Below are 22,080 nucleotides of genomic sequence, written 5' to 3' on the forward strand. Positions count from 1 at the left end.
CCGCCACCATGTCACTGCCTGTTTCGCCATCGCGCCTGCATTCGGCCTTCCAGGGCCTGCGCCTGCGGCTGCGCGGCAGCGACCTGTGGTTCATCGCGCTTGCCCTGCTGGTCGGCCTGCTTGCCGGCTACCTGACCCTGCTGCAGTCCGGCATTGCACGCTGGCTGCAGGGCACGCTGTATGGGCTGGACGACGGCATGCGCCTGAGCTCCCTGCCCTCGCTGACATGGACCGCGCTGCTGGTGCTGCCGCTGGGTGGCCTGCTGGTCGGCCTGGTCAGCCTGGCCGCGACCCGGCTCAAACGCCCCCTGCTCGATGCGGTGGAAGCCAATGCCCTGCACGGCGGCCGCATGTCGATGCGCGACAACCTGATCGTGCTGACCCAGACCCTGCTGTCCAATGGTTGCGGCGCCTCGGTCGGGCTGGAAGCTTCGTATACGCAGATGGGGGCCGGCACTGGCTCGCAGCTGGGCCGGGTGATGCGCCTGCGCCGCAACGACGTGCGCATCCTGGTCGGCGCCGGCGCCGCCGGTGCCATTGCCGCCGCCTTCGGTGCGCCATTGGCCGGTGCGTTCTACGCCTTCGAGATCGTCATCGGCGCCTACACGCCGGCCGCACTGGCGCCGGTGGCAGTGGCCGCCCTGGCCGGCGCCTTCGTGGCCGACCAGGCCGGCATCGAGGCCTACCTGCTGCCGGCCGCTTCGACCATCGACGTGCGCGCCGCCGACTACGCCATCTACGGCCTGCTCGGCTGCTGCTGCGCGATGGTCGGTATTGTCATCATGCGGCTGATCGCCTCGATCGAGGGCACAGTCAAGCGCAGCCCGCTGCCTGCCTGGGGTCGGCCGGTGGTGGGCGGCCTGCTGCTGATTCCGCTGGCCCTGGCCAGCCCGCAGGTGCTGTCGTCCGGCCATGGCGCCCTGCACCTGGACCTGACCACGCATCTGCCGCTGATCTGGATCGGCGGCCTGCTGACCCTGAAGTGCCTGGCCTCGGGCATCTCGCTGGGGTTCGGCTTCCGCGGCGGCCTGTTCTTCGCCTCGCTGTTCATGGGCACCCTGGTGGGCGCGCTGTTCGCTGGCCTGCTGGCCATGGCCACCGGCGTGCCGGTAATCGACGCCACCTCCGCCGCGCTGGCCGGGATGGCCGCGCTGGCCGCCGCCGTGGTGGGCGCGCCGATGACCATGGCCATGCTGGTGCTGGAAGGCACCCACGACTTCCTGCTGACCAGCGTGGTGATGAGTGCGGTGCTGGTCTCCAGCACGCTGGTACGGCAGTGGTTCGGCTACTCGTTCTCGACCTGGCGCATGCACCTGCGCGGGGAGACCATCAAGAGTGCCCGCGACGTGGGCTGGGTACAGAACCTCAGCGCCGGCCGGCTGATGCGCAAGGGCGTGGCCACCGCGCCGGGCGATATCGATGCCGCCGCGTTCCGCCAGCGCTTCCCACTGGGCTCGGGCAGCCGGGTGATCCTGATCGACAGCGAGGGGCACTACGCCGGCATCGTACAGATCCCGCGCGTCTACGGCGACGGCGTGAAGCCGGAGACCGTGATCGGCGAGCTGGCCGAGAACCGGGACGTATCGCTGTCGCCGTCTGCGGACGTGGTCAGCGTGATGCAGCGCTTCGACCAGACCCAGGCCGACGAACTGGCGGTGGTCGCCGCTGACGGCCAGGTCCTGGGCGTGGTGTCCGAAGCCTTCGTACGCAAGCGCTATGCCGAGGAACTGGACAAGCGCCAGCGCGAACTGATGGGCGAGCGCGTCGACGACACCGACTGACCCGACAAAAAGGGGACGGAGGGGATTAAGTCGCTTCTGGCACTTCCGGGTATCCACGCATGGCGTGGATCTACTGTCACCTCGACCGGGTAGACTCCGGCCATGCGCTTCCTTGAGACCTTCCAGGCCGGTCCTTTCGCCGACACCGTGGTCAGCCTGCTGGCCGCCTTCGTGCTGGGTACGTTGATCGGTGCCGAGCGCCAGTACCGGCAACGCACCGCCGGCCTGCGCACCAACGTGCTGGTGGCAGTCGGCGCCGCCGCCTTCGTCGACCTGGGCATGCGTATCGCCGGCAGTGCCGAGGCGGTGCGGGTGATCTCCTACGTGGTCTCCGGTGTCGGCTTCCTCGGCGCCGGCGTGATCATGAAGGAAGGCATGAACGTGCGTGGCCTGAACACCGCCGCCACCCTGTGGTGCTCGGCAGCGGTCGGCAGCTGCACCGGCGCGGACATGCTGGCCGAGGGCGTGCTGCTGACCGTGCTGATCATCGCCGGCAACACCCTGCTGCGGCCGTTGGTGAATGCCATCAACCGCATTCCGATCAACGAGGCAGCGACTGAAGCCACCTACGAGGTGCGCCTGAGCGTGGATGCCGACGCCGTACCGCGGGTGCGCGAGCGCCTGGTCGATGCGCTGGAAGCGGCGCAGTACCCGGTGGGTGATGTGCAGGTGGTCGAGCATGCCGACGCGCCTACCGATGTGATCGCGGTGCTGGTCAGTACGGCCGTGAGTGCCGATGAACTGGACGTGGTGCTGGCACGGATGGAACAGGTGCCGGGCGTGCTGCATGCCACCTGGGAAGTCAGCACCCGCGATTGATTGATCCACGCGGGGCGTGGAGGCTCTTCTCTCATCCCCTCATCCGCTGCTGCGCGCGCAACAGTTTCCGGAACGAACCGCACGACCGGGCATCCTCCGCCCGCGGGCATGCCGCCGCGCGTTGCAGCTGACGGCGCACCCGCTGCAACCGGGTGATCTGCCGCTGCAGCACGTCGGCCTGCGCCAGCAGTGCCTCGCGGTCCAGTGAGATGCGTCCATGCTGCGACGGCAGTGATGCACCAATCTGCTGCAGCGAAAGGCCAGCCGCCTGGCCAAGGCCGATCAAGGCCAGCCGTTCCAGCACCCGCTCGTCGTACTGCCGGCGCAGGCCGCGGCGCCCCAGCGCCTGCAACAACCCCAGCTGTTCGTAGTAGCGCAGGGTGGAGGCCGGCACGCCACTGCGCTTGACCACCTCGCCGATATCCAGTTCACGCACGGGCTTGACCTCAAGTGACCTTCAAGCACCAAGCTATGGGCAACTACCCGACGAAGCAAGGCCATGGCAAGCACATCTCCCATCGATCAGAACGCCCTGTGGAACGGCCCTGGCGGCCAGGCGTGGGTTGCGCAGCAGGCTGTTCTTGACGGCCTGTTCCAGCCGATGGCCGACCTGCTGGTCACCGAACTTCCTGAGACCGTGACAAAACTGCTCGACATCGGCTGCGGCACCGGCGCCAGCCTGCTGGCCGCGGCCGCAGCGCGCCCAGCGGCACATTGCACCGGCCTGGACATCTCCGCGCCGATGCTGGCGCTGGCCCGCCAGCGCGCCGAGGCTGCGGGACTGGACGCGGACTTCATCGTGGCAGACGCGCAGCGCCATCCGCTGCCGCCGGCGCACTTCGACTGGATCCAGTCGCGGCTGGGCGTCATGTTCTTCGAGGACAGCCAGGCCGCGTTCGCCAACCTGCACCGTGCCACGACACCCGGCGCTGGGCTGCGCTTCATCGCCTGGCGCAGTGCCGATGAAAATCCATTCATGACCACGGCCGAGCGCGCCATCGGCGATGCACTGGATCTCCCACCCCGCGTACCCGGCGCACCGGGACAGTTCGCCTTTGCCGATGGCGAGCGCGTGCAGTGCCTGCTGCAGAATGCCGGCTGGAATGACGCAGAGGTTGTTGCAGTGGACCTGCCCTGCTCGCTCACCCGCGAAGACCTGCCGACCTATGTCGGCCACCTGGGACCGTTGGGACTGGCCCTGCGATCAATGCCGGAAGCCCGCGCCGCAGTGCTTCGCGAAAAAGCATTGGCAGCATTCGCGCCGTTCATCGAAGGTGACCGCGTTCGTGTGGATGCCGCCTGTTGGCTGATCCGCGCCCGCGCTTGAGAAAAGGGGACGGAGGGGATTAAGTCGCATATGCCCCGGTTGTGCCGGAAACGACTTAATCCCCTCCGTCCCTTTTTTTGCTAGAGCGTCTCGCCGGCGTCGGCCAGGCGCGATTCGATCAGGGCGTACCACTGCTGCAGCACGTCGATCAGCATGTCCAGCTCGGCATCGGTGCGCTGCGCGCGGCCACTGCGCAGGCAGGCCTGGGCTTCCTGCAGCTGGGCCAGGAACCCCGCCACGGTGTCGGCCTGCAGGATCAGGCCTGGCAGTCGCCGACCGGGGATGCGCACCACGGCGTGGTTGCCGAGCTGGCCGTACACGCTGAGCGTAGCTTCCGTCTTCATGGAGAGGGGCAGGAATTGGGCATTCATCGCGTGCACCATTTGAGAACCTGAGCCGCAGGCAGGCGTGGACGACGGGGGAGACGTTGCCACGCCTGCCGGCGGTCAGGGGGGACTCGGGATGCCGGGACACCGCCCCGGCGCAGGAGGTCAATGTGGCTGGGCCATCCCGGCGATCTGCACGCGCCGGTTCGGCGCCAGGCAGGCAATCAGCTCGCGCCGGTTGCGCTGTTCACACTGCACGATCGGCTCGGCCGCGCCGCGTCCTTCGGCACTGATGCTGGCTGCAGGCACGCCCCCCTGCACCAGCGCGTTGCGCACGGCATCGGCGCGGCGCTGCGACAGTGCCTGGTTGTAGCTGGCGCTGCCGATGCGGTCGGTGTAGCCGGTTACCCTGATCGACTGCACCTGCGCGGCCTCGCGTACCTGCGCCAGGATGCCCTGCACCGCCTGCTGGCCTTCGGCGCTGAGCACCGCGCTGTCGAAGCCGAACAGCGCGTCGGCCGACAGCCGCAGCGGCTGTTCCGGCAGCGGTGCCGGTGCCAGCGGCGCCGGTGGCCGCGGCGGTTCGAGCACGGCCGCGCACGATTCCGGCTTCCAATACCCGCCCTGCGCGATGCCCTTGCTGTCGAAGCGCACCTGGAACTGGCAGGTGAAGTACTCCGCGCCCTGCGCGGTGCGGAAGTTGAACAGGTAGTTCCACTCGCGCACGCCCCACATGCCTTCATTGAAGTGCGGCGTGCCCAGCAGCGTGTACAGCTGCCGCTTGCTCATGCCCGGCGCGAAACGGCGCAGGTCGGCGACGTCGGGATAGATGCCTTCCTTCAGCGAGGCCTTGGAGGCCTCCGGGAAGTGCACAGCGGTGGCTCCGGCAGGACCATCGGCGGCCGGCGCATGGCTGCGGCAGGCGGCCAGCAGGCCCATCCCCAGGATCAGGCCCAGCGTGGCGGCACATTGGCCGGCGCGGGCGATGCGATGCTGTTTCATGTCATTCCCCCTGTAGACGTTTCCGCGATGCCGGGCCGCGGGTGCGGCCCGGCGGCGGGGATCACCACTGGATGCCGGCACCGACGGCCACACCGGCCTCGCCACGGCTGTTGGTCGAACCGCTGAACTTGTAGATCCAGCGGCCGCCTTCGGAGACACCGGAGATGCCGAGCGCCACGCCCGATTCGCCGTTGTAGCTGCCAGCCGCGATCGAGGCCATGCTGCGGCCCGCCTCGCTGGGCTGCGGCAGCGCCGCGGTGGCCATCGCCGAGGCGATACCGGCCGAGGCACGGTTGTCGGTCTTGCGCAGGTCGCGCTCGAAGCCGCCCATGCGCTCGTCGGTGTAGGCCTTGGACCAGTCCAGGGTCTGCGCCATGCCCGACTTCAGCTGGTCGACATTGACGGCATCGGTGCCAGCAGTACCGGCGGCGACGTTGCGCACCGTGGTCGGGCCGCTGCTGGTGGATCCCAGCGTGACACTGTTGTAGTTGGTCGCACCGTTGACCGTGGTGTCGTAGCGGATCGTACCCTGCTGCGAGGCCTGCAGCTGGCGCACGTTGACCGCATCGGTGGCCTGCGAGCCGTCGGCCACGTTGACCACCTGGCGCTCGGCACCGCTGGCGCCCACCGAGACCGTATTGGCCCGGTTCGCCACCGAACCCGCACCCAATGCCACCGAGTTGTCGGCCTGCGCCTGCGAACCATTGCCCAGCGCGGTCGAGTTGGCACCGGCGGCAGTGGAGCCTGCACCACCGGCGGCCGAGTTGGCGCCGCTGGCGGACGGATCGGCCAGGTTGTTGGTGTTGTTGGCGCGGAAGCTGCCGGCCACGTTGGTGATGTTCTGGATCTTCTGGTCGGTGTACTTCTTCGACTCGTCGATGGCGTAGTTCACGCCGTTCTTCAGCTGGCCGACATTGGTCGCGTCGTAGGTGTCCGAGCCGTCGGCAACGTGGGTGATCTTGCGCTCGCTGCCGGTGCTGCCGACCGAGACCTCACCGGCCGAGTTGCTGGCACCGGTCTGCCCGTAGGCGCCGGTGTAGCCGCTCTGTGCACCGACGCTGGCGACCGAACCGGCGCCCAGCGCCACGCTGTTGCCGGCGCTGCTGCTGGCGCCGTTGCCGACCGCCACGCTGTTGGCACCGGCTGCACTGGCCTGCGGACCGACCGCCACCGCTTCCGCACCGGCTGCAGTGGCTGCGGCCGCCGTTGAGTTGACCGCCAGGTATGCGCTGCCACCACCGCCATTGGTGATGCGCTGGTTGAGGACCTTCAGCGAGCCGTCGACAGCGGTGAAGGCGGCCGTGACGTTGTTGTAGTCGCCGCTGGTGAACGTGCCATCGGTGGCGATGCTGGAGATGCTGAACGTCGGCGCGGTCCACACGTTGGTGGTGCCGTTGTAGGCGGTGGTGCCGCCGAAGTAGGTGGCGATGGTGCTGTTCGTGCTGAACAGCTGGTCGCCGGTGATGGCATCACTGCTGCCGGCCAGCACGCTGCCGGCAGCGACATTGGTGATCTTCACCGCGCCGGTGCCGGTACCGGCCAGCGTCACGCTGTTGAGCACGTTGCCACTGCCATCGACATCGTACTTCACGGCCAGCTTGTCGATCTCGCCGGTCTGGTCGGCGACATTGGCCAACGAGTTGCTGACCGCATCGAAGGCGGTGCCGACATCGTTGTAGTCGCCCTTGGTGACGGTGCCGTTGGCGGCGACGTTGTTGATCGAGTAGGTCGGCGCGGTCAGTACGCCGTTGGCATCGACCGCGGCACCACCGCCCAGATGGGTAGCCACCGCCTGGTTGGCGGCAAACAGCTGGGCACCATTGATGGCCTCACCGCTGGTGGCACTGACCTGGCCCGGTCCGAGATTGCGCAGCGTGGTTGCCGTGCCGGTCTGGCCCAGCGTGGCGCTGGCGTAGTTGACACTGCCATCGGCGTTGAGGTCATAGCGCAGCGCGCCCTGCTCCGAGGCCTGCAGCTGGCCCACGTTGACCGCATCGGTCGCTGCGGTACCGGCCGCCATGTGGGTGACCTGGCGCTCGGCACCGGCGGTGCCGATCGACACCGAGTTGGCTCGATCGGCCAGGCTGCCGGCACCGACCGCGATGCTGTTGGCCGCCGTCGCCCGCGCATTGGTGCCGACCGCGATCGAATCGGTGCCACTGGCCACCGCCTCAGTGCCGGTCGAGTTCACCCGCAGGTACTTGGTGCCACCGTTGCGGATGTCGGTGATCTGCGTGTTGAGGTTGACCAGCGAGCCATCGACCGCGGCGAAGGCATCGGTGGCATTCTCATACAGGCCCTTGGCAATGGCACCGCCAGTGGAGATCGTGCTGATCTCGAACAACGGTGCAGTAAAGATGCCGCTGGCCGGATCAAAAGCCGCACGGCCACCGAAGAAGCTGGCGATGGCACTGTTGGTCGCCGCCAACTGGCCGCCGTTGACCGCCTCCAGGCTGCCGGCGGTGACCGCGCCGGCGGCAAGATTGCCGATGGTGGTGGTGCCGGTGCCTGCGCCGAGCGTGACCCGGCGATAGTTCGGGTTGCCCGAGCCGTCCAGGTCATAGGTGACCGCTGCGGAGGCCACATCGTCGATCAGACTGATGGCGCCCTTCAGCTGGGCCACGTTGACAGCATCGGTATTGGCGCTGCCCGCGGCAAGGTTGGTGATCTGGCGCTCGCCACCACCGGCCGTGCCCACCGACACTTCGCCGGCCGAGACCTGCGGTGCGGTGAGGCCGTAGGCGCTGTAGCTGGCCTGCGCGCCGCGCAGTGCAGCGGAGCGGTAACCCAGCGCGACCGAGTTGGCCTGATTGGAAGTGGATTCGGCACCCAGCAGGGTCTGTCCGTTGGCGGTGCCCACGGCACTGTCACCGACGACGACCGAGTGGCCCATGCGGGCGGCATAGTCGGCCGTCGGCACGCCGGTCGGATTGCTGGGATCGTTCACGCCATCGCCGGGGAAGGCGACATTGGCATCGACCTTCGGCAGTTCATGGCGTGCATTGGCACCGATCACCACTTCCTTGGACCCGTTGGCGAAGGCGCCATCGCCCATCAACACCTGGTAGTCCTGTGCCGCGTTGACCGCCCAGCAGGAAATGTCGGCCAGCGCGATGTCCAGGCACTTGGCCGCCCACGCCGGCGAGTCGGTTGGCAGAAGGAGGCCCAGCAGGCCACCGGGATTGCCGTTGTTGATGTTGTAGATGTAACTGTCGGAGGTCACGCCACCGATCAGGGTCAGGTGCGAGCTGCCGCCCGTGACTGCGCCGCCCAGGCCGTTGAGCGTGCTGCCGACCGGCGACAGGTTTACCACCGGCAGGCCCAGCACATTGACCGTCGAATAGGTCTGCATGACGTTGGCGTTGCTGAGCTTGAGATTGCCGTTGCTCAGATAACCGTTGCCGCCGAACAGGCTGGTGGTGGTCGGCCCGATCAGCTGGCCGACATTGCCGACCAGGCCACCGGTGCCGATGATCAGCCCAGCATTCGGGTCGGCCGGCGCCGGCGCCTTCGGACTGGTTGGCGGAATCGCCGAAGGTTGGGTCAGGCCGAGGCTGCCCAGCGTGCCTCCCACCAGGCCACCCACGGCGCTGCCCAGGTTGCCGATGGTGCCATTGAGATTGCCGTTGAGCAGGTTGCCCACCGCGCTTCCGACACTGCCCAGCGTGCTGCCCAGCACGCCGCCCAGGTCGCCGGTGGGGCTGCCGGTGGTGCCGTTGAGAACGCCGCCCACGGCGCCGCCGACCGTGGCGACGGTGTTGTTGAGCGTGCCGCCCACTGCGCTGCCGACCTGGCCGACGGTGCCGTTCAGAGCACCACCCACCGCACTGCCGACGGTACCGACAGTGCCGTTCAGAGTGCCACCGACTGCACCGACCGTGTTGTTGAGCGTGCCACCCACTGCGCCGCCAACCTGGCCAACTGTGGCGTCGAGCGCGCCGCCCACCGCACTGCCGACGGTACCAGCAGTACCGTTCAGAGCACCGCCGACTGCGCCACCGACTGCGCCGACCGTGTTGTTGAGCGTGCCGCCCACTGCACTGCCGACCTGGCCAACGGTGCCGTTGAGTGCACCGCCAACGGTACCGACAGTACCGTTCAGCGCGCCACCGACTGCGCCGCCAACCGTGCCGACTGTGCCGTTCAGAGCACCGCCAACTGCACCACCGACTGCGCCTACCGTGTTGTTGAGCGTGCCGCCCACTGCACCGCCAACCGTGCCAACAGTGCCGTTCAGCGCGCCACCCACCGCGCTGCCAACCGCACCCGCAGCACCGTGAAGCGTCCCGCCGACAGCACCCACCGCACCGCCGACCAGGTTGCCGACGCCCAGTGCGCTGTGCTGCGCCGCTACGGTCGCCTGTCCGGCCAGCTTCAGGTTGCGATCGGCCACTACCTCCTGGCCGTCTGGCGCCTGCACGCGCACCTTGCCGGCGATGCCGGCATCGAACGCGGCACTGATGGCACGATCATGGGTTTCACCCGGCAGTTCTTCCTTGGCCGGCAGCGTGACTGCCGCCGTCGCCCTGGCCTGGCCTTGCCCTTCGATGGGATGGCCAGCGACCGCCAGATGCGTGTCGGCCTTGCCATCGACGGTGGCTTTCAGCCCAGGCAGTGATCCCGCGGCTGCACCGCTGAGGCCGGCGGCCGCCTGGGCACCCGTATCGATCGAAGCGACCTGGCGGCCAGCCATGCCGACCTTGGCCCTGGCGCGCGCATCGGCAGCGACGCCCAGCGGCGCATGCGCGCCGGGCGCAACATGCGCAGCCAGCGATGCATCCACCTGTGCCGCCCTGGCCGCGGTGCTGCCCACGCCAACATTGGCGCGGACATCAGCCGCCAGCGCCGGCACGGCCACCTGCTTCGGCACGGTGTTCGCTGCCAGCTTCACCTGCACGGTGGCCGGCAACACGTCACGTACCACCGGCAGCGACGTGGTGTTCAACTGCAGGCCCAGACGAGCATCCGCACTGATTGCGGGGCTGTTCTGCGCCTGTCGCGCGGCGGCAGCCAGGGCCACTTCCGCGTCAACCTTGACCGGCATCGGCTGCGCATACTTTGCCGCGAGTGCCTGCAGGTCACGCAGCGATTGATTGGTTTCCGAGGCCCCTGCGTGGCCGCTGGCCAGCGCGCACAGCAGTGCCAGGGCCAGGGCAGTGGGCATCAGCAGAAAGGCGCGCGGATCGCGTGCAGCGCTGCCGCCGCTGTCGCCGGTGGCCAGTTCCGAGGCCACAACCAGAGCATTGAGCTGGCGGTTCCATACACGCCGGTAGATGCGGTTCATGAGCATTTCCCCCGTAGGCGAACAACTGGAATGTCAGTGGACTTGCCGCTAGGCAGGTGACTGACATTTCAGCGGTTGCAACGAGGGCGGTGCACTTCAATCCGGCACGGCAATCACGCATTCCGGCAAATCCACGGCCGGAATCGGCAGCCGGCTATGCATAAGCGGCAACACGATCGGCAAGCGGATACGCAATTCCGGCATAAACACCGCAAAAACCCTTGCCCGGCCTGGATCAGGCCGGTTGGCCGATCTGCGCGGGTGCGCGCATCAGGGTGTCGCGCGGCAGTTCGCCGAATACCTTGCGGTAATTGTCGGCGAACCGCGAAAGATCCCACAGCCCGCAGCTCAGGGCGATCGCCTTCACCGAGCGACGGCTGGAGTCTGCCATCGACAGGCTGCGGCAGGCCGCGCACAGGCGCAGCATCGAGAGGTAGCGGTTCGGCGAGGTTCCAAACAGGTCCTCGAACGCATAGCGCAGGCCGCGCTCGCTGACGCCGGCGGCATCGCAGATCTCGTTCATGTAGATATTGCGACGCAGGTTGAGCCGCATGAAGTTCTCTGCACGCTGCGCGATCAGATAATGCGTGCGCCGCGCACGGGTGCAGCCCGGTCGATCCGCCGCACCGGCGCCCAGCAGGGCCTGCACATGCTCATGCAGCAGGTTCTCGGTCTCGTCCGGCTGCAGGCCTGCGCCCTGTCCCAGCTGCAGGTGCAGCTGCTGGTAATGGCGTGCCAGCGGCGTGGCATCGCTGGCCAGGTTGAACAGCGAAAGTGCCTGGCCAGCAGGTGGCGTGCTGCGCAGGCTCAGTTCGGTCAGCTTGCGCTGGACGCGGGCCACCGGCACCAGCATCAGGGTCATGTGCGTGCCCGGGCTCAGGGTGAACTCACTGATGCCCTCCGGCATGATCGTCAGCGCCATGCCCGGCGTGAGCGGCACGCCGTGGCACCAGCTCATCGTTTCATCGGTGGCCTGCAGGTACCCCAGCATCGCCCAGTCCGGCGGCAGCATGAAACGGCCACGGCAATGGAAGCCGCAGCTGATGCTGCAGAACAGGGCTTCCTCGTGCACGCGCGAAGCGAACGCTGCCCGTGGCCCGTTGCCATCCAGCAGCAGCAGTTCGACATCACAGACGCGAAGCATGCCGCTCAGCGTGGCCAGGTCTATCGACCGAAGGCCGCTGTCGTCGCTGTCCTCTACCCCACCATCGACCATGACAGTGTTGTCCCCCCGTTGATCCGCCATCCGCTGCGGCCCCCACTGCCTGACAGGGCACGCAACGATCCAGAATCCATTTCCGTTGCCACGCCGGCGGCGCCGGCGTCGATGCGATCGTACAAATCAATGCAAGAGCTTGAATGCGAGTATGCCCAATAATCGGCAAAGGTAAACCCGCGGCCCGGAATGATGAAAAGGGATACACAAGTGAAGAAAATGTCTGAGCAGGTGGCACGGTTTTCGCATGGACCCGGAAAGCGAATCACATTATCTGCACGACAATGAATCGTTTTGCCTGCGAACGGATTTTCGTCACAGAAACCATCTGGAATTTTCAGGCTTCCGGGGTTTCTGCCGAATTTGCATATAGGTTCCGGTTGCAGCCAACCGCCATTCAGGCAAAGTCGACATTACGGTGATCGGGCCATCTGATCTGGCCGCACCCAGGGGGACAGCATGACCACGCACGCATCATTGGATGCCTCGACCACCGGCCCCGGGCCGTCCGGTCGCGACCATGCGGCCAATGTCCCGCCTGGAAACGATCACCCTGCTTGAGCACAGCGGGCCTATCCCGCCGTGCCTCCTCCGCCAGGACGCGCGGAGGCCCACGGACGATCCCGGCGGAGCCGGGCCACCGCCCAACGCAGGTGTACTGCATCCGCAGACAGGTAGAGGGAGACATTGGTCATGAACGCATCGATCCGCAAATTCCTGAAGGAAGAAGACGGCGTCACCGCGCTCGAGTACGGGCTGCTGGCTGCCGTCATCGCAGGCGTCCTGATTGCGGTCGGCAACGACCAGATCAAGGGGTTCTTCGAAACGCTGTTCAAGAACCTCTCCGCACTGGCCACCAAGGCGTCGGGCTCGACGACCTGAGCGGCGACCGCGCGCGGCCGGCAGGGCCGCGACGGCGGGGCGCATGGAACCAGGCGAAGACCGTCCGGTGACGGACGATGGAGTGTGCGATGACAGTGCTGGGATTGTTGGCCATCGGCGTGTGCCTGCGGATCGCGATCAGTGATCTGTATGCCCGACGGGTGCCCAACACCTGGCTGGTCGCCGCATGCGTGATCGCCACTGCGGTGATCGCCGTCGGCCAGTTCAGTGCGCCGCGCCAGCCGTGGCTGCCCCACCTTGCCGGCGCGGTGATCGGCCTGTTGGCGCTGCTGCCGTTCCATGCCCTGCGCTGGATGGGCGCCGGGGACGTGAAGTTCTTCGCCGTGGTGGGCCTGATGCTGGGCTGGCAGGCACTGCTGCCGGTCTGGCTGTTCGCGAGCCTCGCGGCCGGGTTGCATGCCGTACTGGTGCTGGCCGGTCGCCACCTGGGCGTGCTGCTGCCCGGTCACCTGCAGATGCAGGTCAATCGCACCAGCACGCAGTGGCAGGCGCATCCGGTGCTGCGTGACATGCAGGCCGCCCGCCAGGGACGACGTGGCATTCCCTATGCAGCCTACCTGGCACTGGCCGCCATCGGCTGGGTGCTGGCCAGCATCTACGGAGGTGCACCATGAACATCCGCAGCCCACGCCTGCAACGCGGTGTCGCCAGCATCGAGTTCGCCCTGATGCTGATGCTCGGCCTGTTGCCGCTGCTGCTGTTCACCTTCTCCGGGGTGATGATCATGGCGGCGCAGCAGACCCTGGCCACCGCCTCGGCCGAAGGCGCGCGCGCCTCGCTGCGCTACGGCACCGCCAGCGAACGACGCACCGCCGCCTGCGTCGCCGCACGCACCTCGATGCAATGGTTGCTGCAGTTTTCCAAGCAGAACGTGGACTGCAGCGCGGGGGGCAGCAACGCCATCGTGGTGTCGGCACAGGCGCCCTGCGCCGGTCTGGCCACGGCCCAGTGCATGACCGTGACGGTCAGCTACGACTATGCCAGCCATCCGTTCCTGCCCGGCACCGCCACGCTCTACAAGTGGGTGATGCAGGCCCCCATCCGCAGCGTCGCGGTCGCGCAGCTCGATCTCGGCAGCGGCAATTGATGATCGGTACTTTGGAGACGGTTCCATGCTCAAGTTGACCCGCATCGCTGCCGTCGCCCTGATCGGCCTGGCCGTGCTGCTGGCGGTGATCGCCTTCATGATCGGGCGCAAACCCGCCGCACCTGCAACCGTCGCGCCAGTCGCTCACAACGAGACGCAGGCGATCACCGTGGTCGAAGCCGTGGCACGCCTGCCTGCGGGCGAGCCGATCAGCGCCAACGGCCTGCGCCTGGCCCAGCGCACCTCACCCGTCCCCGGTGCCGCTGCCAGCATTGCCGCCGTGACCGGCAAGGTGCCGGTGCAGGACATTGCCGAAGGCAGTGTGATCAACAGCAGCGCACTGGCTCAGGGCTTCTCGCTGCAGCTGCGGCCGGGCGAGCGTGCACTGGCCGTGCCCGTGGACGAACTGGTCGGTGCCGGCAACCGCATCCTTCCCGGTGATTTCGTCGACGTCTTCCTCAACCTGCGCAACGCCCAGCCCAACATCAACGGCCCTGGCGAAGCCGCGCAGACGCGCCTGCTGCTGTCGCGCCTGCGCGTCCTGAGCTATGGCCAGCAGGACATTGTGCCGGTGGCCACAGAGACTGCTTCCGACAGCGGGGCCGACACCCGCAACGACCCGCGCGCAGCCGACATCACCGGAAGTGGCAGCACGCACAGCAGCATCAATGAAGCGCCGCAACCCGCACGCAGCGCGGTACTTGCGGTACCGGTGGCCGACGCCAACCGGCTGCTGCTGGGTGCGCAGCAGGGCAAACTTTTCCTGGCCCTGCGCAATCCCGCCGATACCGGCCTGCCCGACCTGGCGTTGTTCCCGCAATCGCGCGGAGTGATCGACCCGCTGCGTGGGCTCGACGCCGAACAGCAGCTCGCCCTGCAGCGGCCGGAGAACCACGCTTTTGCTGGTCTCGACGGCGACGCGCTGGCCGGACGTGGCAGTGCACCGCCACGCAGCACCCCGGACGCACCGGCGCGCGCGTCGGCGCCACGTCGCAGTGCACCGCGCGCGTCGGGGATCGAGATCATCCGCGGCGACAGTCCCACATCCCGTGCCTCCCTTTGACCTGCATCGAGTGCATCCATGACCGAACGTCGCCGCCGTCCACGCCTCTCCCTCCGCCAGCGCTGGCTGGCCCTGCTGCTGGTGCTGCTGGCGCCGGCAACGAGCGTGGCCGCCGATGACCTGGTGCTGCAGGCGCGCGAGCAGCGTCCCTGGAACCTGCCGGCCGACCTGGAGCGGGTGGCCATTGCCGACCCGGGTGTGGCCGACATCGTGATGCTGCGCGGGCAGCGCCAGGCGCTGCTGGTCGGCAAGATGCCCGGCACCACCACCCTGCTGCTGTGGCACCGCAGACAGGCCGAGCCCCAGCGGTTGACGGTACGGGTGCAGAGCGCCGTACAGGGCGCCGCCAGCACCGGCAGCACCGGTCTGGTGTTCACCCAGCAGGACCAGCAGGGCCTCCTGCAGGGAAGCACCGACAGCATGCTCACTCACATGCAGGAACAGCGCACTGCGGCGATGGCGCTGGGCAAGGATGGCATGCTTGCCGATGCGTCCACCATCAACAGTGGTGGCGTGGTCCAGGTCGAGGTCAAGGTGGTCGAGTTCAACAAGACCGCGATGAAGCAGATCGGCATCAACTTCCAGAACCGCAACGGCGGCTTCGCCTATGGCTTCGCGCGGCCCGGCACTGGCCTGCCCGGCAATACCGGCCTGCTGCCCGGCATGAAGGAAGGCAACAGCAGCAACGAAGCCGTGTCGCCGATTTCCTCGGCGTTCCGGCTGGTGTTCGGCTCGACCAAGGGACTGTGGAACGCCGATGTCGAACTGCTGCAGAGCAATGGCATGGCCCGCGTGCTGGCCGAGCCGACGCTGGTGGCACTGTCCGGCCAAAGCGCCAGCTTCCTGGCCGGTGGCGAGCTGCCGATCCTGGAGCCGCAGGGGCTTGGCACCACCACCATCACCTACAAGCCCTTCGGCATCGGCCTGACCGTGACCCCAACGGTGCTGGCGCCGAACCGGATCGCGCTGAAGGTGGCGCCGGAGGCGAGCGACCTGGACTACAGCAACGCGATCGTGCTCAACAACGTGCAGATTCCCTCGATCACCACCCGTCGCGCCGATACCACGGTCGAGCTGGGCGATGGCGAGAGCTTCGTCATCGGTGGCCTGGTCAGCTCCAACATCGTTTCCAACGTCAACAAGATTCCACTGCTGGGCGACCTGCCGATCATTGGTTCGTTCTTCCGCAACTTCGACTACAAGCGCCAGGACAAGGAGCTGGTGATCATCGTCACCCCGCGTCTGGTGCAGCCGCTGGCACGCAACACCGAACTGCCGCTGCCTGGCGAGCGCGAAGCCAAGCCGCATCTTCCCGAATGGGGGGCGTGGTTGCTGGGGCCGGTCAGCCAGGACCCGGTGCCCGGCTTCTCGCGCTGACTTCCATGACGCCTGCGGAACCACGCCCATGCCCTACGCCACCGCCCAGCCGCTGCATCCGCAAGGACCGCCGATGAACCTGGTCCTGTACGGCATCGACCGCGAACTGCTGCCCCGGCTGGCCGCCAAGCTGCCGCCGACCACCACCCTGCACTGGCAGGACAGCAGTGCGCCGACGTCGGCGCAGGACCTGCAACGCGGCCCGCAGAGCCTGGTGCTGCTTGACTTCCGGCCCGAGCACGCGGCTGCCTCGAGCGTACTGGCACAGCAGCTGCAGCAGACCCAGCCGGACCTGGCCCTGGTCGCGGTCGGCGCCACCAGCGCCGGCCAGGTCGAAGGCGTGGTGATTGCCCTGCGCGCCGGCCTGCGCGATGTGCTGGACCTGGACAGTGACAACGCCGGCATCGAGGCGGCCCTGCGGCGTGCGCTGTCACCGCGCCCGGCCGCGGTGGCGCAGCACGCGCACAAGGCGCGCCTGATCGTGCTGCTGGGCGTGCGCGCAGGGGTCGGCACCAGTACCCTGGCCGCACATCTTTCGGTGCTGGCGCAACAGACGCGGGCCCTCGCCCAGGGCGATGCAATGCAGCAGGACGGCCTGTTGATGGAACTGGCACAGCCGTCCGGTGACCTTGCGCTGTACCTCAATCTCGACAGCCGCTTCCACTACGAGGATGCGCTGCGCAATGCCAGCCGCATCGACGCCACCCTCGCACGCACCGCGATGGCGCGCCATGACTCCGGGCTGGTACTGCTGGACCGTGCCGGCGGCAGTGATGCCGTGCCCCCGTCCGACCCTGGCGCGCTGCTGCAGCGCCTGCGCGGGGTGTTCGCCAGCGTGCTGTGTGATGCCGGCGGCTGCCCGCTGCGGCAGCTGCCGCCGCTGTTGCTGGACCAGGCAGACGAAATCTGGCTGGTCACCGATGCGTCAATCGCCACGCTGGTCTCGCTGGACCAGGCGCTGAAGCATCTTGCAGGCCAGCGCGAGCGCGAGAAGCGCCTGCAGCTGGTGATCAACCGCCACGACGACAGCAGCGGCATGAGCCCGGAACAGATCGCACGCCGCTTCGAAGTGCCGTTGCTGGCGACATTGCCTGAACGACCGCGTGTGCGCCTTGCCGCCAGCCAGGGCCGCCTGCTGCTGCAGGATGCGCCGCGCGATCCTTACCTGCGTGCCCTCGCCCCGCTCGTGTCACGGCTGGACCCGGCTGCCTGCCCGGTCCAGCCGCATGGCCTGCGGGAAAGACTCTCCCTTGCCCTGGGTGGATCGCAATGGAAGACAAGGTAACCCCGTTCCCGCATGCCGTTGCCCGCCCGCTGCTGCACGAGAGCCCGGGCCACCTGCCGTTCGCACAGACCGAGCAGTACCAGAAGGTGCTGTCGGCCGCACATGAGCACCTGCTCAACAGCATCGAGGACGAGCGCATCGACATCGATTCCTGGGCCCCGGATACCATCGCCCGCTGGGTGCAGGTGCAGACCGTGGGCTTCATCCAGGAATGGCGCATCCCGATCAACGAAGAAGAGATGCAGGTGGTTGCCGAGGGCCTGGTCAAGGAGCTGACCGGTTTCGGCCCGCTGGACGACCTGCTCCACGACCCCACCATTGAAGACATCCTGATCAACGGTTTCAAGGACGTGCACGTTTCGCAGGGTGGCCAGCTCCGGCGTGCCACCCAGCGCTTCACCGATGACACCCACCTGCTGCGCATCCTGCGCCGCATCCTCGCGCCGCTTGGCCGCCGGCTGGATGATTCCAATCCCATGGTCGATGCGCGCCTGCCCAACGGCGGCCGCCTCAACGCGATCATTTCGCCACTGGCGGTGGACGGGCCGATGGTGTCCATCCGCAAGTTCCGCAAGGACCCGTTCACCCCCGACGAACTGCTCGCCAAGGGCACCTTCGACGCACCGATGCAGGCCCTGCTGAAGGCGATGGTGCTGGGCCGCTGCAACATCCTGGTCTCCGGCGGCACCAGTTCCGGCAAGACCTCGCTGCTGAACGCGCTGGCCAGCTACGTGCCACCCAGCGAGCGCGTCATCACCGTGGAGGACACCGCCGAGCTTTCGCTGAACCATCCGCACGTAGTGCGCCTGGAAAGCCGCATCGGCGGCGCCGAGGGCCAGGGCGCGGTCAGCATCCGCGACCTGGTGCGCAACAGTCTGCGCATGCGCCCGGACCGCATCGTGGTCGGCGAAGTGCGTGGCGCGGAAGTGCTGGAAATGCTGCAGGCGATGAACACCGGCCATGACGGATCGATGGCCACCATCCACGCCAACACGCCGCGCGACTGCCTGTACCGCATCGAGATGCTGGCAGGCTTTGCCGGCTTCCAGGGCAGCGAGGACAGCCTGCGCCGGCAGATTGCCAGCGCCATCGACTTCATCGTGCAGATCTCGCGGCTGGGCAGCGGGCGCCGGGTGCTGGTCTCGATCACCGAGATCACGGGGGTCAGTGACAACCTGATCACCACCCAGGAAATGTTCCGCCACGAGGTGCAGATCGACGCCGCCGGCCGCGAGATCGACCGCTGGATCGGCCTGGGCTTCCATCCGCACTCGCACAAGCTGGAGCCGTTCCGCCAGCAACTGCGTGAATCGCTCTACGGGGACTTCTGAGCATGGGCACCGGCCTGCTGCTGGGCGTGTTGAGCATCATCTCGGTGCTGCTGGCGCTGGCGGTCTGGCTGTGGGGCGCTGCCAGCAACCGCGAGCAGCGCCAGGCCTCGCTGCAGCATGCCGAGCAACAACTGGCGCGCGGCAGCGCGGCCGGCGCGGTACCGGCCGGGCCTGCCGTTGCGGCGGCCAGCGATTCGACCCGCCCGGCCAGCTCCGGAACCCGCGTACTGCCGTGGGACGGTGTCCTGCAGCGCGCAGGCCTTGCGCCGGGCTGGAAGCTGCCACTGATGCTGCTGGTGCCAGGATTGGCGCTTGCGATCGTGGCGGCGATGCGGCTGGGCACGGCCTGGATGTTTCCGCTGACCCTGCTGCTGTACCTGCTGGGCTGCTGGCTGTGGGTGATGCGCCGGATCACCAAGCTGCGCGCGCAGCTGCTGCACCAGATGCCGGACTTTCTCGACAACCTGGTCCGCCTCACTGCGCTGGGCAACAGCCTGCAGGCCGCGTTCCAGGTGTCTTCGATGCAGACCAGCGCGCCACTGCGCGGCCTGCTCGACACCACGGTGCGCTATGCGCGCAGCGGCATGGACCTGGATCGTGCATTGAGCCTGGCCGCGCAGCCGTACCGGATGGACGTACTGAAGGTGCTGGCAGTGGTGATCGGAGTGAGCGTGCGCATCGGTGGCCGCGCCGACCAGATCCTGCAACGCATGGGCGATTTCATGCGCGACCTGGAACAGGCCCAGCAGGAACTGGCGGCCACCACCTCGGAAACACGGATGTCGGCCTGGGTGCTGGGGCTGCTGCCACCCTCCAGTGCGGTGCTGATGGCGATCTCCAGCCCGGCGTTCTTCCAGCCGGTGCTGCACGACCCGCTCGGTCACAGGATCCTGCTGATCGCACTGGGCCTGGAACTGCTCGGGGCGTTCCTGCTGTACCGCCTGGCCAAATCGCTATGACCGTCCGCAGCCGCCCCGGAGGTGCCCGATGAGCGCCAGCGCCTGGTTCGCCCTTTCGCTGCTGGTGCTGGCAGCCGGCGTCGCCCTGCTCGGTATCGCCGGCTGGGTGCGCAGCCATCGCGAGCACCGCAGCTCGGCCACGCTGAAAACCGCCCTGCAGCCTCGTGAAGAAGGCCGCGACACCGAGGCCACGCGCCGCGACTCGCTGGGCTGGATCGAGCGCTTCGGGCGCTCGCTCAGTGGCGGCCGCCTGGAGGCTGCGCTGCTTGCCAACGAAGACAAGCTGCTGTTGGACCTGGCTGGCTGGAACACGCGCCGTGGCACCGCCATCTATCTCGGCCTGCGCCTGCTGCTTGCCCTGTTGGTGCTGGCGCTGGCGCTGGCGTTCAGCAGCGCGCACGGGCTTGCCAAGGTGATGGTGGTGATCGGTGCGCTGGCGGCCGGGCTGCTGCTGCCCAAGTTCGTGCTGTCGTCGTGGGTCAAGCGCCGCCGCCGCGCGGTCGAGAACGAGCTGCCCCTGCTGATCGACCTGCTGCGCCTGCTGCAGGGCGTGGGCTTCAGCATGGACCAGAGCCTGCAGACGCTGGGTGACAAGCTGCGCGATGCATTGCCGGTACTCGGCGGCGAACTGCAGGAAGCCAATGTGGCCTATACCCATGGCCGCACGCGCGCGCAGTCATTGCGGCGGCTGAGCGAGGTCTACGCCGATGATGACCTGGCCAGCCTGATGCAGCTGATCCTGCAGGTGCATGCGCACGGCGGCGCAGTGCAGGAGCCGCTGCGCCAGTTCAGCATCCGCCTGCGCGAACAGCGCCGCAACGCGTTGAAGGAAAAGGTCGGCAAGCTCTCGGTGAAGATGACCGTGGTGATGATGCTGACCCTGTTGCCGGCACTGATGCTGGTGCTCGCCGGCCCGGCGCTGGTCGCGCTGGCCACCACCCTGTCCAAGATGGGATCTCCCTGATGCCTGCCCTGCGCACCTCCCGCCTGCTGCTTGCCGTCGCCCTCGCCGCCCTGGCCAGTGGCTGCGCCTCGACCACACCGAAGTATGTTCGGGCGCCCAGCCTTGCGCCGCCGGAACCCGATCCGCAGGACAGCCGCAACGCCTATCTGGAGCTGATCGAACGCATGCAGCAGCAGGGCGCCTGGTATGCCTCGCTGGCCCATGTGGAAGCCTTCCGCCAACGCTATGGTGATCGCCCTGCCCTGCGCCTGCTGCAGGCCGACGCACTGCGTGAGACCGGCCAGACCGACGCGGCAGTCATGCTGTATCGCGAGCTGTCCAGCGGGCCGCAGGCCGCGGCGGCCGCCCATGGCCTGGGCCTGATCGCTGCACGCCGCGACGACGACGCCGGCAGCGAACAGGCGCTGGCGCGCGCCACGCAGCTGCAGCCCTTGAACACCGACTACCTGGGCGACCTGGGCTATGCACGGCTGCGTGCCGGCCAGTTCGATCAGGCCCGCGAGCCGCTGGCCAAGGCCCTGGAACTTTCACCGGGCAACGCCAAGGCAACGGCCAACCTTGCACTCTGGGCGGTACTGCGCGGCGACCAGGCCACGGCGGAGCGGCTATCGGAACAGGCCAGCCTCAACGAAGAAACGCGCCGAAGCATCCAGCAGCAGGCCCAGCAGATCCGCACGCGCCTGCAGCAACGACAGGCCGCTGCCGCCGCCAACGCAGCCACACCTGCACATACGGCCAGCGTCGAGAGTGGCGCTCGTGCATCGGGCGGCGCACGGCTGGCGGGCGAACCCCGCCGCGACCCGCGCGACCAACGCGATCCGCAGCGCCTGCCACCATCGATGCTGGAACGCTTCAGCGCCACCGACCACCCGACCGGAAGCACACCATGACCGCGATGCGCCAGACCCGACACCTGTTGCCCGTGCTGTGCTGCCTGCTTGTGGCCGGTGCCGTGCAGGCACAGCAACAGCCATTGACCGGACGGATGCTTGGTGGCCCCTCGGCGTCGCCAGCGGCCACGGTGCCGATGCAGGCCGAACCGCTTCCCACCGTGGAGTTGGCCGCACCGGCCGCATCCGCCGAGGTGACTGGGGCGCAACCGGCAACCGTCGCAACCGACGTTGCACCACCGGCCACACCGCGCACACGCATGCAGAGCGGCGAGGCCACCCGCAACCTGTTCCGCCTGCAGGCCTCCGGGCAGCAGGCCGGCCAGCGCCTGCCGATCCTGGGTGACCAGGCCACGCTGAGCTATGCGCGTTACCTGAAGAGCTTCGAACACGAGATCCCGGACTTCTTTGAGACCGATGTTGCCCGGTCCGGGGACGCCTCTTCCTCCGGACGCTGAGGTCGGCC

Annotated in this window: 19 protein-coding genes; 14 read left to right on the plus strand and 5 right to left on the minus strand. The window is 67.9% G+C overall.

Going from position 1 to position 22,080, the window contains the following annotated elements:
• The first annotated feature begins 8 nt into the window (after nt 1-8).
• Nucleotides 9-1,781 (plus strand): chloride channel protein, encoded by a 1,773-nt coding sequence (locus ACMGRF_RS09675; RefSeq protein WP_049410995.1) that lies wholly within the window; start codon nt 9-11, stop codon nt 1,779-1,781.
• A gap of 102 nt (nt 1,782-1,883) precedes the next feature.
• On the plus strand, nt 1,884-2,600 hold the full coding sequence (locus ACMGRF_RS09680; protein WP_049410988.1) for an MgtC/SapB family protein: 717 nt from the start codon (nt 1,884-1,886) through the stop codon (nt 2,598-2,600).
• 31 nt (nt 2,601-2,631) lie between these two features.
• On the opposite strand, the gene ACMGRF_RS09685 is transcribed toward ACMGRF_RS09680, so the two are convergent.
• Nucleotides 2,632-3,036: a MerR family transcriptional regulator gene (locus ACMGRF_RS09685; protein ID WP_049410985.1), complete on the minus strand. Its 405-nt coding sequence runs from the start codon at nt 3,034-3,036 to the stop codon at nt 2,632-2,634.
• A gap of 63 nt (nt 3,037-3,099) precedes the next feature.
• Between ACMGRF_RS09685 and ACMGRF_RS09690 the strand changes: the two genes are divergently transcribed.
• A complete protein-coding gene (locus ACMGRF_RS09690) occupies nt 3,100-3,927 on the plus strand; it encodes a class I SAM-dependent methyltransferase (RefSeq protein WP_414485889.1) in 828 nt (275 codons plus the stop codon).
• Nucleotides 3,928-4,007: 80 nt separating this feature from the next.
• On the opposite strand, the gene ACMGRF_RS09695 is transcribed toward ACMGRF_RS09690, so the two are convergent.
• The 4 genes from ACMGRF_RS09695 to ACMGRF_RS09710 form a co-directional block, all read right to left on the minus strand.
• Nucleotides 4,008-4,271, minus strand: coding sequence for a DUF6959 family protein (locus tag ACMGRF_RS09695; RefSeq protein WP_238378475.1), 264 nt, complete (start codon nt 4,269-4,271; stop codon nt 4,008-4,010).
• Nucleotides 4,272-4,418: 147 nt separating this feature from the next.
• Nucleotides 4,419-5,255, minus strand: coding sequence for an OmpA family protein (locus ACMGRF_RS09700; protein WP_049410976.1), 837 nt, complete (start codon nt 5,253-5,255; stop codon nt 4,419-4,421).
• 61 nt (nt 5,256-5,316) lie between these two features.
• A complete protein-coding gene (locus ACMGRF_RS09705; protein ID WP_414485890.1) occupies nt 5,317-10,539 on the minus strand; it encodes a YadA-like family protein in 5,223 nt (1,740 codons plus the stop codon).
• A 235-nt stretch (nt 10,540-10,774) separates the two neighbouring features.
• A complete protein-coding gene (locus ACMGRF_RS09710) occupies nt 10,775-11,755 on the minus strand; it encodes an AraC family transcriptional regulator (protein WP_164282558.1) in 981 nt (326 codons plus the stop codon).
• Nucleotides 11,756-12,448: 693 nt separating this feature from the next.
• Between ACMGRF_RS09710 and ACMGRF_RS09715 the strand changes: the two genes are divergently transcribed.
• The 11 genes from ACMGRF_RS09715 (at nt 12,449) to ACMGRF_RS09765 (ending at nt 22,072) form a co-directional block, all read left to right on the plus strand.
• Complete coding sequence (locus ACMGRF_RS09715) at nt 12,449-12,637, plus strand: Flp family type IVb pilin (RefSeq protein WP_005416979.1); 189 nt, start codon at nt 12,449-12,451, stop codon at nt 12,635-12,637.
• An 89-nt stretch (nt 12,638-12,726) separates the two neighbouring features.
• Nucleotides 12,727-13,272 (plus strand): prepilin peptidase, encoded by a 546-nt coding sequence (locus ACMGRF_RS09720; protein ID WP_049437836.1) that lies wholly within the window; start codon nt 12,727-12,729, stop codon nt 13,270-13,272.
• Nucleotides 13,269-13,745, plus strand: coding sequence for a TadE/TadG family type IV pilus assembly protein (locus ACMGRF_RS09725; RefSeq protein ID WP_061479834.1), 477 nt, complete (start codon nt 13,269-13,271; stop codon nt 13,743-13,745). Before ACMGRF_RS09720 ends, ACMGRF_RS09725 begins: the two co-directional genes overlap by 4 nt.
• A 25-nt stretch (nt 13,746-13,770) precedes the next feature.
• Entirely contained in the window at nt 13,771-14,808 is a 1,038-nt protein-coding gene (gene cpaB / locus ACMGRF_RS09730; RefSeq protein ID WP_099488238.1) for a Flp pilus assembly protein CpaB, read from the plus strand.
• An 18-nt stretch (nt 14,809-14,826) separates the two neighbouring features.
• Nucleotides 14,827-16,185 carry a type II and III secretion system protein family protein gene (locus ACMGRF_RS09735; protein ID WP_049437832.1) on the plus strand — a complete coding sequence of 453 codons (1,359 nt, stop codon included), beginning with the start codon at nt 14,827-14,829 and terminating at the stop codon, nt 16,183-16,185.
• A gap of 28 nt (nt 16,186-16,213) precedes the next feature.
• Nucleotides 16,214-17,470, plus strand: a complete 1,257-nt coding sequence (locus ACMGRF_RS09740; RefSeq protein ID WP_049437831.1) for an AAA family ATPase — start codon at nt 16,214-16,216, stop codon at nt 17,468-17,470.
• Entirely contained in the window at nt 17,455-18,801 is a 1,347-nt protein-coding gene (locus ACMGRF_RS09745) for a CpaF family protein (RefSeq protein ID WP_049413524.1), read from the plus strand. Before ACMGRF_RS09740 ends, ACMGRF_RS09745 begins: the two co-directional genes overlap by 16 nt.
• Before the next feature lie 2 nt (nt 18,802-18,803).
• On the plus strand, nt 18,804-19,760 hold the full coding sequence (locus tag ACMGRF_RS09750; RefSeq protein WP_099495819.1) for a type II secretion system F family protein: 957 nt from the start codon (nt 18,804-18,806) through the stop codon (nt 19,758-19,760).
• Nucleotides 19,761-19,788: 28 nt separating this feature from the next.
• A complete protein-coding gene (locus tag ACMGRF_RS09755; protein ID WP_049413519.1) occupies nt 19,789-20,724 on the plus strand; it encodes a type II secretion system F family protein in 936 nt (311 codons plus the stop codon).
• Nucleotides 20,724-21,614, plus strand: a complete 891-nt coding sequence (locus ACMGRF_RS09760; RefSeq protein WP_414485891.1) for a Flp pilus assembly protein TadD — start codon at nt 20,724-20,726, stop codon at nt 21,612-21,614. The genes ACMGRF_RS09755 and ACMGRF_RS09760 overlap by 1 nt, the downstream gene beginning before the upstream one ends.
• A complete protein-coding gene (locus ACMGRF_RS09765; RefSeq protein ID WP_099488246.1) occupies nt 21,611-22,072 on the plus strand; it encodes a DUF3613 domain-containing protein in 462 nt (153 codons plus the stop codon). The genes ACMGRF_RS09760 and ACMGRF_RS09765 overlap by 4 nt, the downstream gene beginning before the upstream one ends.
• Nucleotides 22,073-22,080 lie beyond the last annotated feature (8 nt).

This window comes from Stenotrophomonas sp. EMP41 (genome assembly GCF_047495535.1).
Taxonomy (GTDB): domain Bacteria; phylum Pseudomonadota; class Gammaproteobacteria; order Xanthomonadales; family Xanthomonadaceae; genus Stenotrophomonas; species Stenotrophomonas sepilia.

Bases quoted from the DNA above. Each gene is read 5' to 3' on its own strand.
- ACMGRF_RS09675 (WP_049410995.1), top strand. From the start codon at position 9: ATGTCACTGCCTGTTTCGCCATCGCGCCTGCATTCGGCCTTCCAGGGC.
- ACMGRF_RS09680 (WP_049410988.1), top strand. From the start codon at position 1,884: ATGCGCTTCCTTGAGACCTTCCAGGCCGGTCCTTTCGCCGACACCGTG.
- ACMGRF_RS09690 (WP_414485889.1), top strand. From the start codon at position 3,100: ATGGCAAGCACATCTCCCATCGATCAGAACGCCCTGTGGAACGGCCCT.
- ACMGRF_RS09695 (WP_238378475.1), bottom strand. From the start codon at position 4,271: ATGAAGACGGAAGCTACGCTCAGCGTGTACGGCCAGCTCGGCAACCAC.
- ACMGRF_RS09700 (WP_049410976.1), bottom strand. From the start codon at position 5,255: ATGAAACAGCATCGCATCGCCCGCGCCGGCCAATGTGCCGCCACGCTG.
- ACMGRF_RS09705 (WP_414485890.1), bottom strand. From the start codon at position 10,539: ATGAACCGCATCTACCGGCGTGTATGGAACCGCCAGCTCAATGCTCTG.
- ACMGRF_RS09710 (WP_164282558.1), bottom strand. From the start codon at position 11,755: ATGGTCGATGGTGGGGTAGAGGACAGCGACGACAGCGGCCTTCGGTCG.
- ACMGRF_RS09715 (WP_005416979.1), top strand. From the start codon at position 12,449: ATGAACGCATCGATCCGCAAATTCCTGAAGGAAGAAGACGGCGTCACC.
- ACMGRF_RS09720 (WP_049437836.1), top strand. From the start codon at position 12,727: ATGACAGTGCTGGGATTGTTGGCCATCGGCGTGTGCCTGCGGATCGCG.
- ACMGRF_RS09725 (WP_061479834.1), top strand. From the start codon at position 13,269: ATGAACATCCGCAGCCCACGCCTGCAACGCGGTGTCGCCAGCATCGAG.
- cpaB (WP_099488238.1), top strand. From the start codon at position 13,771: ATGCTCAAGTTGACCCGCATCGCTGCCGTCGCCCTGATCGGCCTGGCC.
- ACMGRF_RS09735 (WP_049437832.1), top strand. From the start codon at position 14,827: ATGACCGAACGTCGCCGCCGTCCACGCCTCTCCCTCCGCCAGCGCTGG.
- ACMGRF_RS09740 (WP_049437831.1), top strand. From the start codon at position 16,214: ATGCCCTACGCCACCGCCCAGCCGCTGCATCCGCAAGGACCGCCGATG.
- ACMGRF_RS09745 (WP_049413524.1), top strand. From the start codon at position 17,455: ATGGAAGACAAGGTAACCCCGTTCCCGCATGCCGTTGCCCGCCCGCTG.
- ACMGRF_RS09750 (WP_099495819.1), top strand. From the start codon at position 18,804: ATGGGCACCGGCCTGCTGCTGGGCGTGTTGAGCATCATCTCGGTGCTG.
- ACMGRF_RS09755 (WP_049413519.1), top strand. From the start codon at position 19,789: ATGAGCGCCAGCGCCTGGTTCGCCCTTTCGCTGCTGGTGCTGGCAGCC.
- ACMGRF_RS09760 (WP_414485891.1), top strand. From the start codon at position 20,724: ATGCCTGCCCTGCGCACCTCCCGCCTGCTGCTTGCCGTCGCCCTCGCC.
- ACMGRF_RS09765 (WP_099488246.1), top strand. From the start codon at position 21,611: ATGACCGCGATGCGCCAGACCCGACACCTGTTGCCCGTGCTGTGCTGC.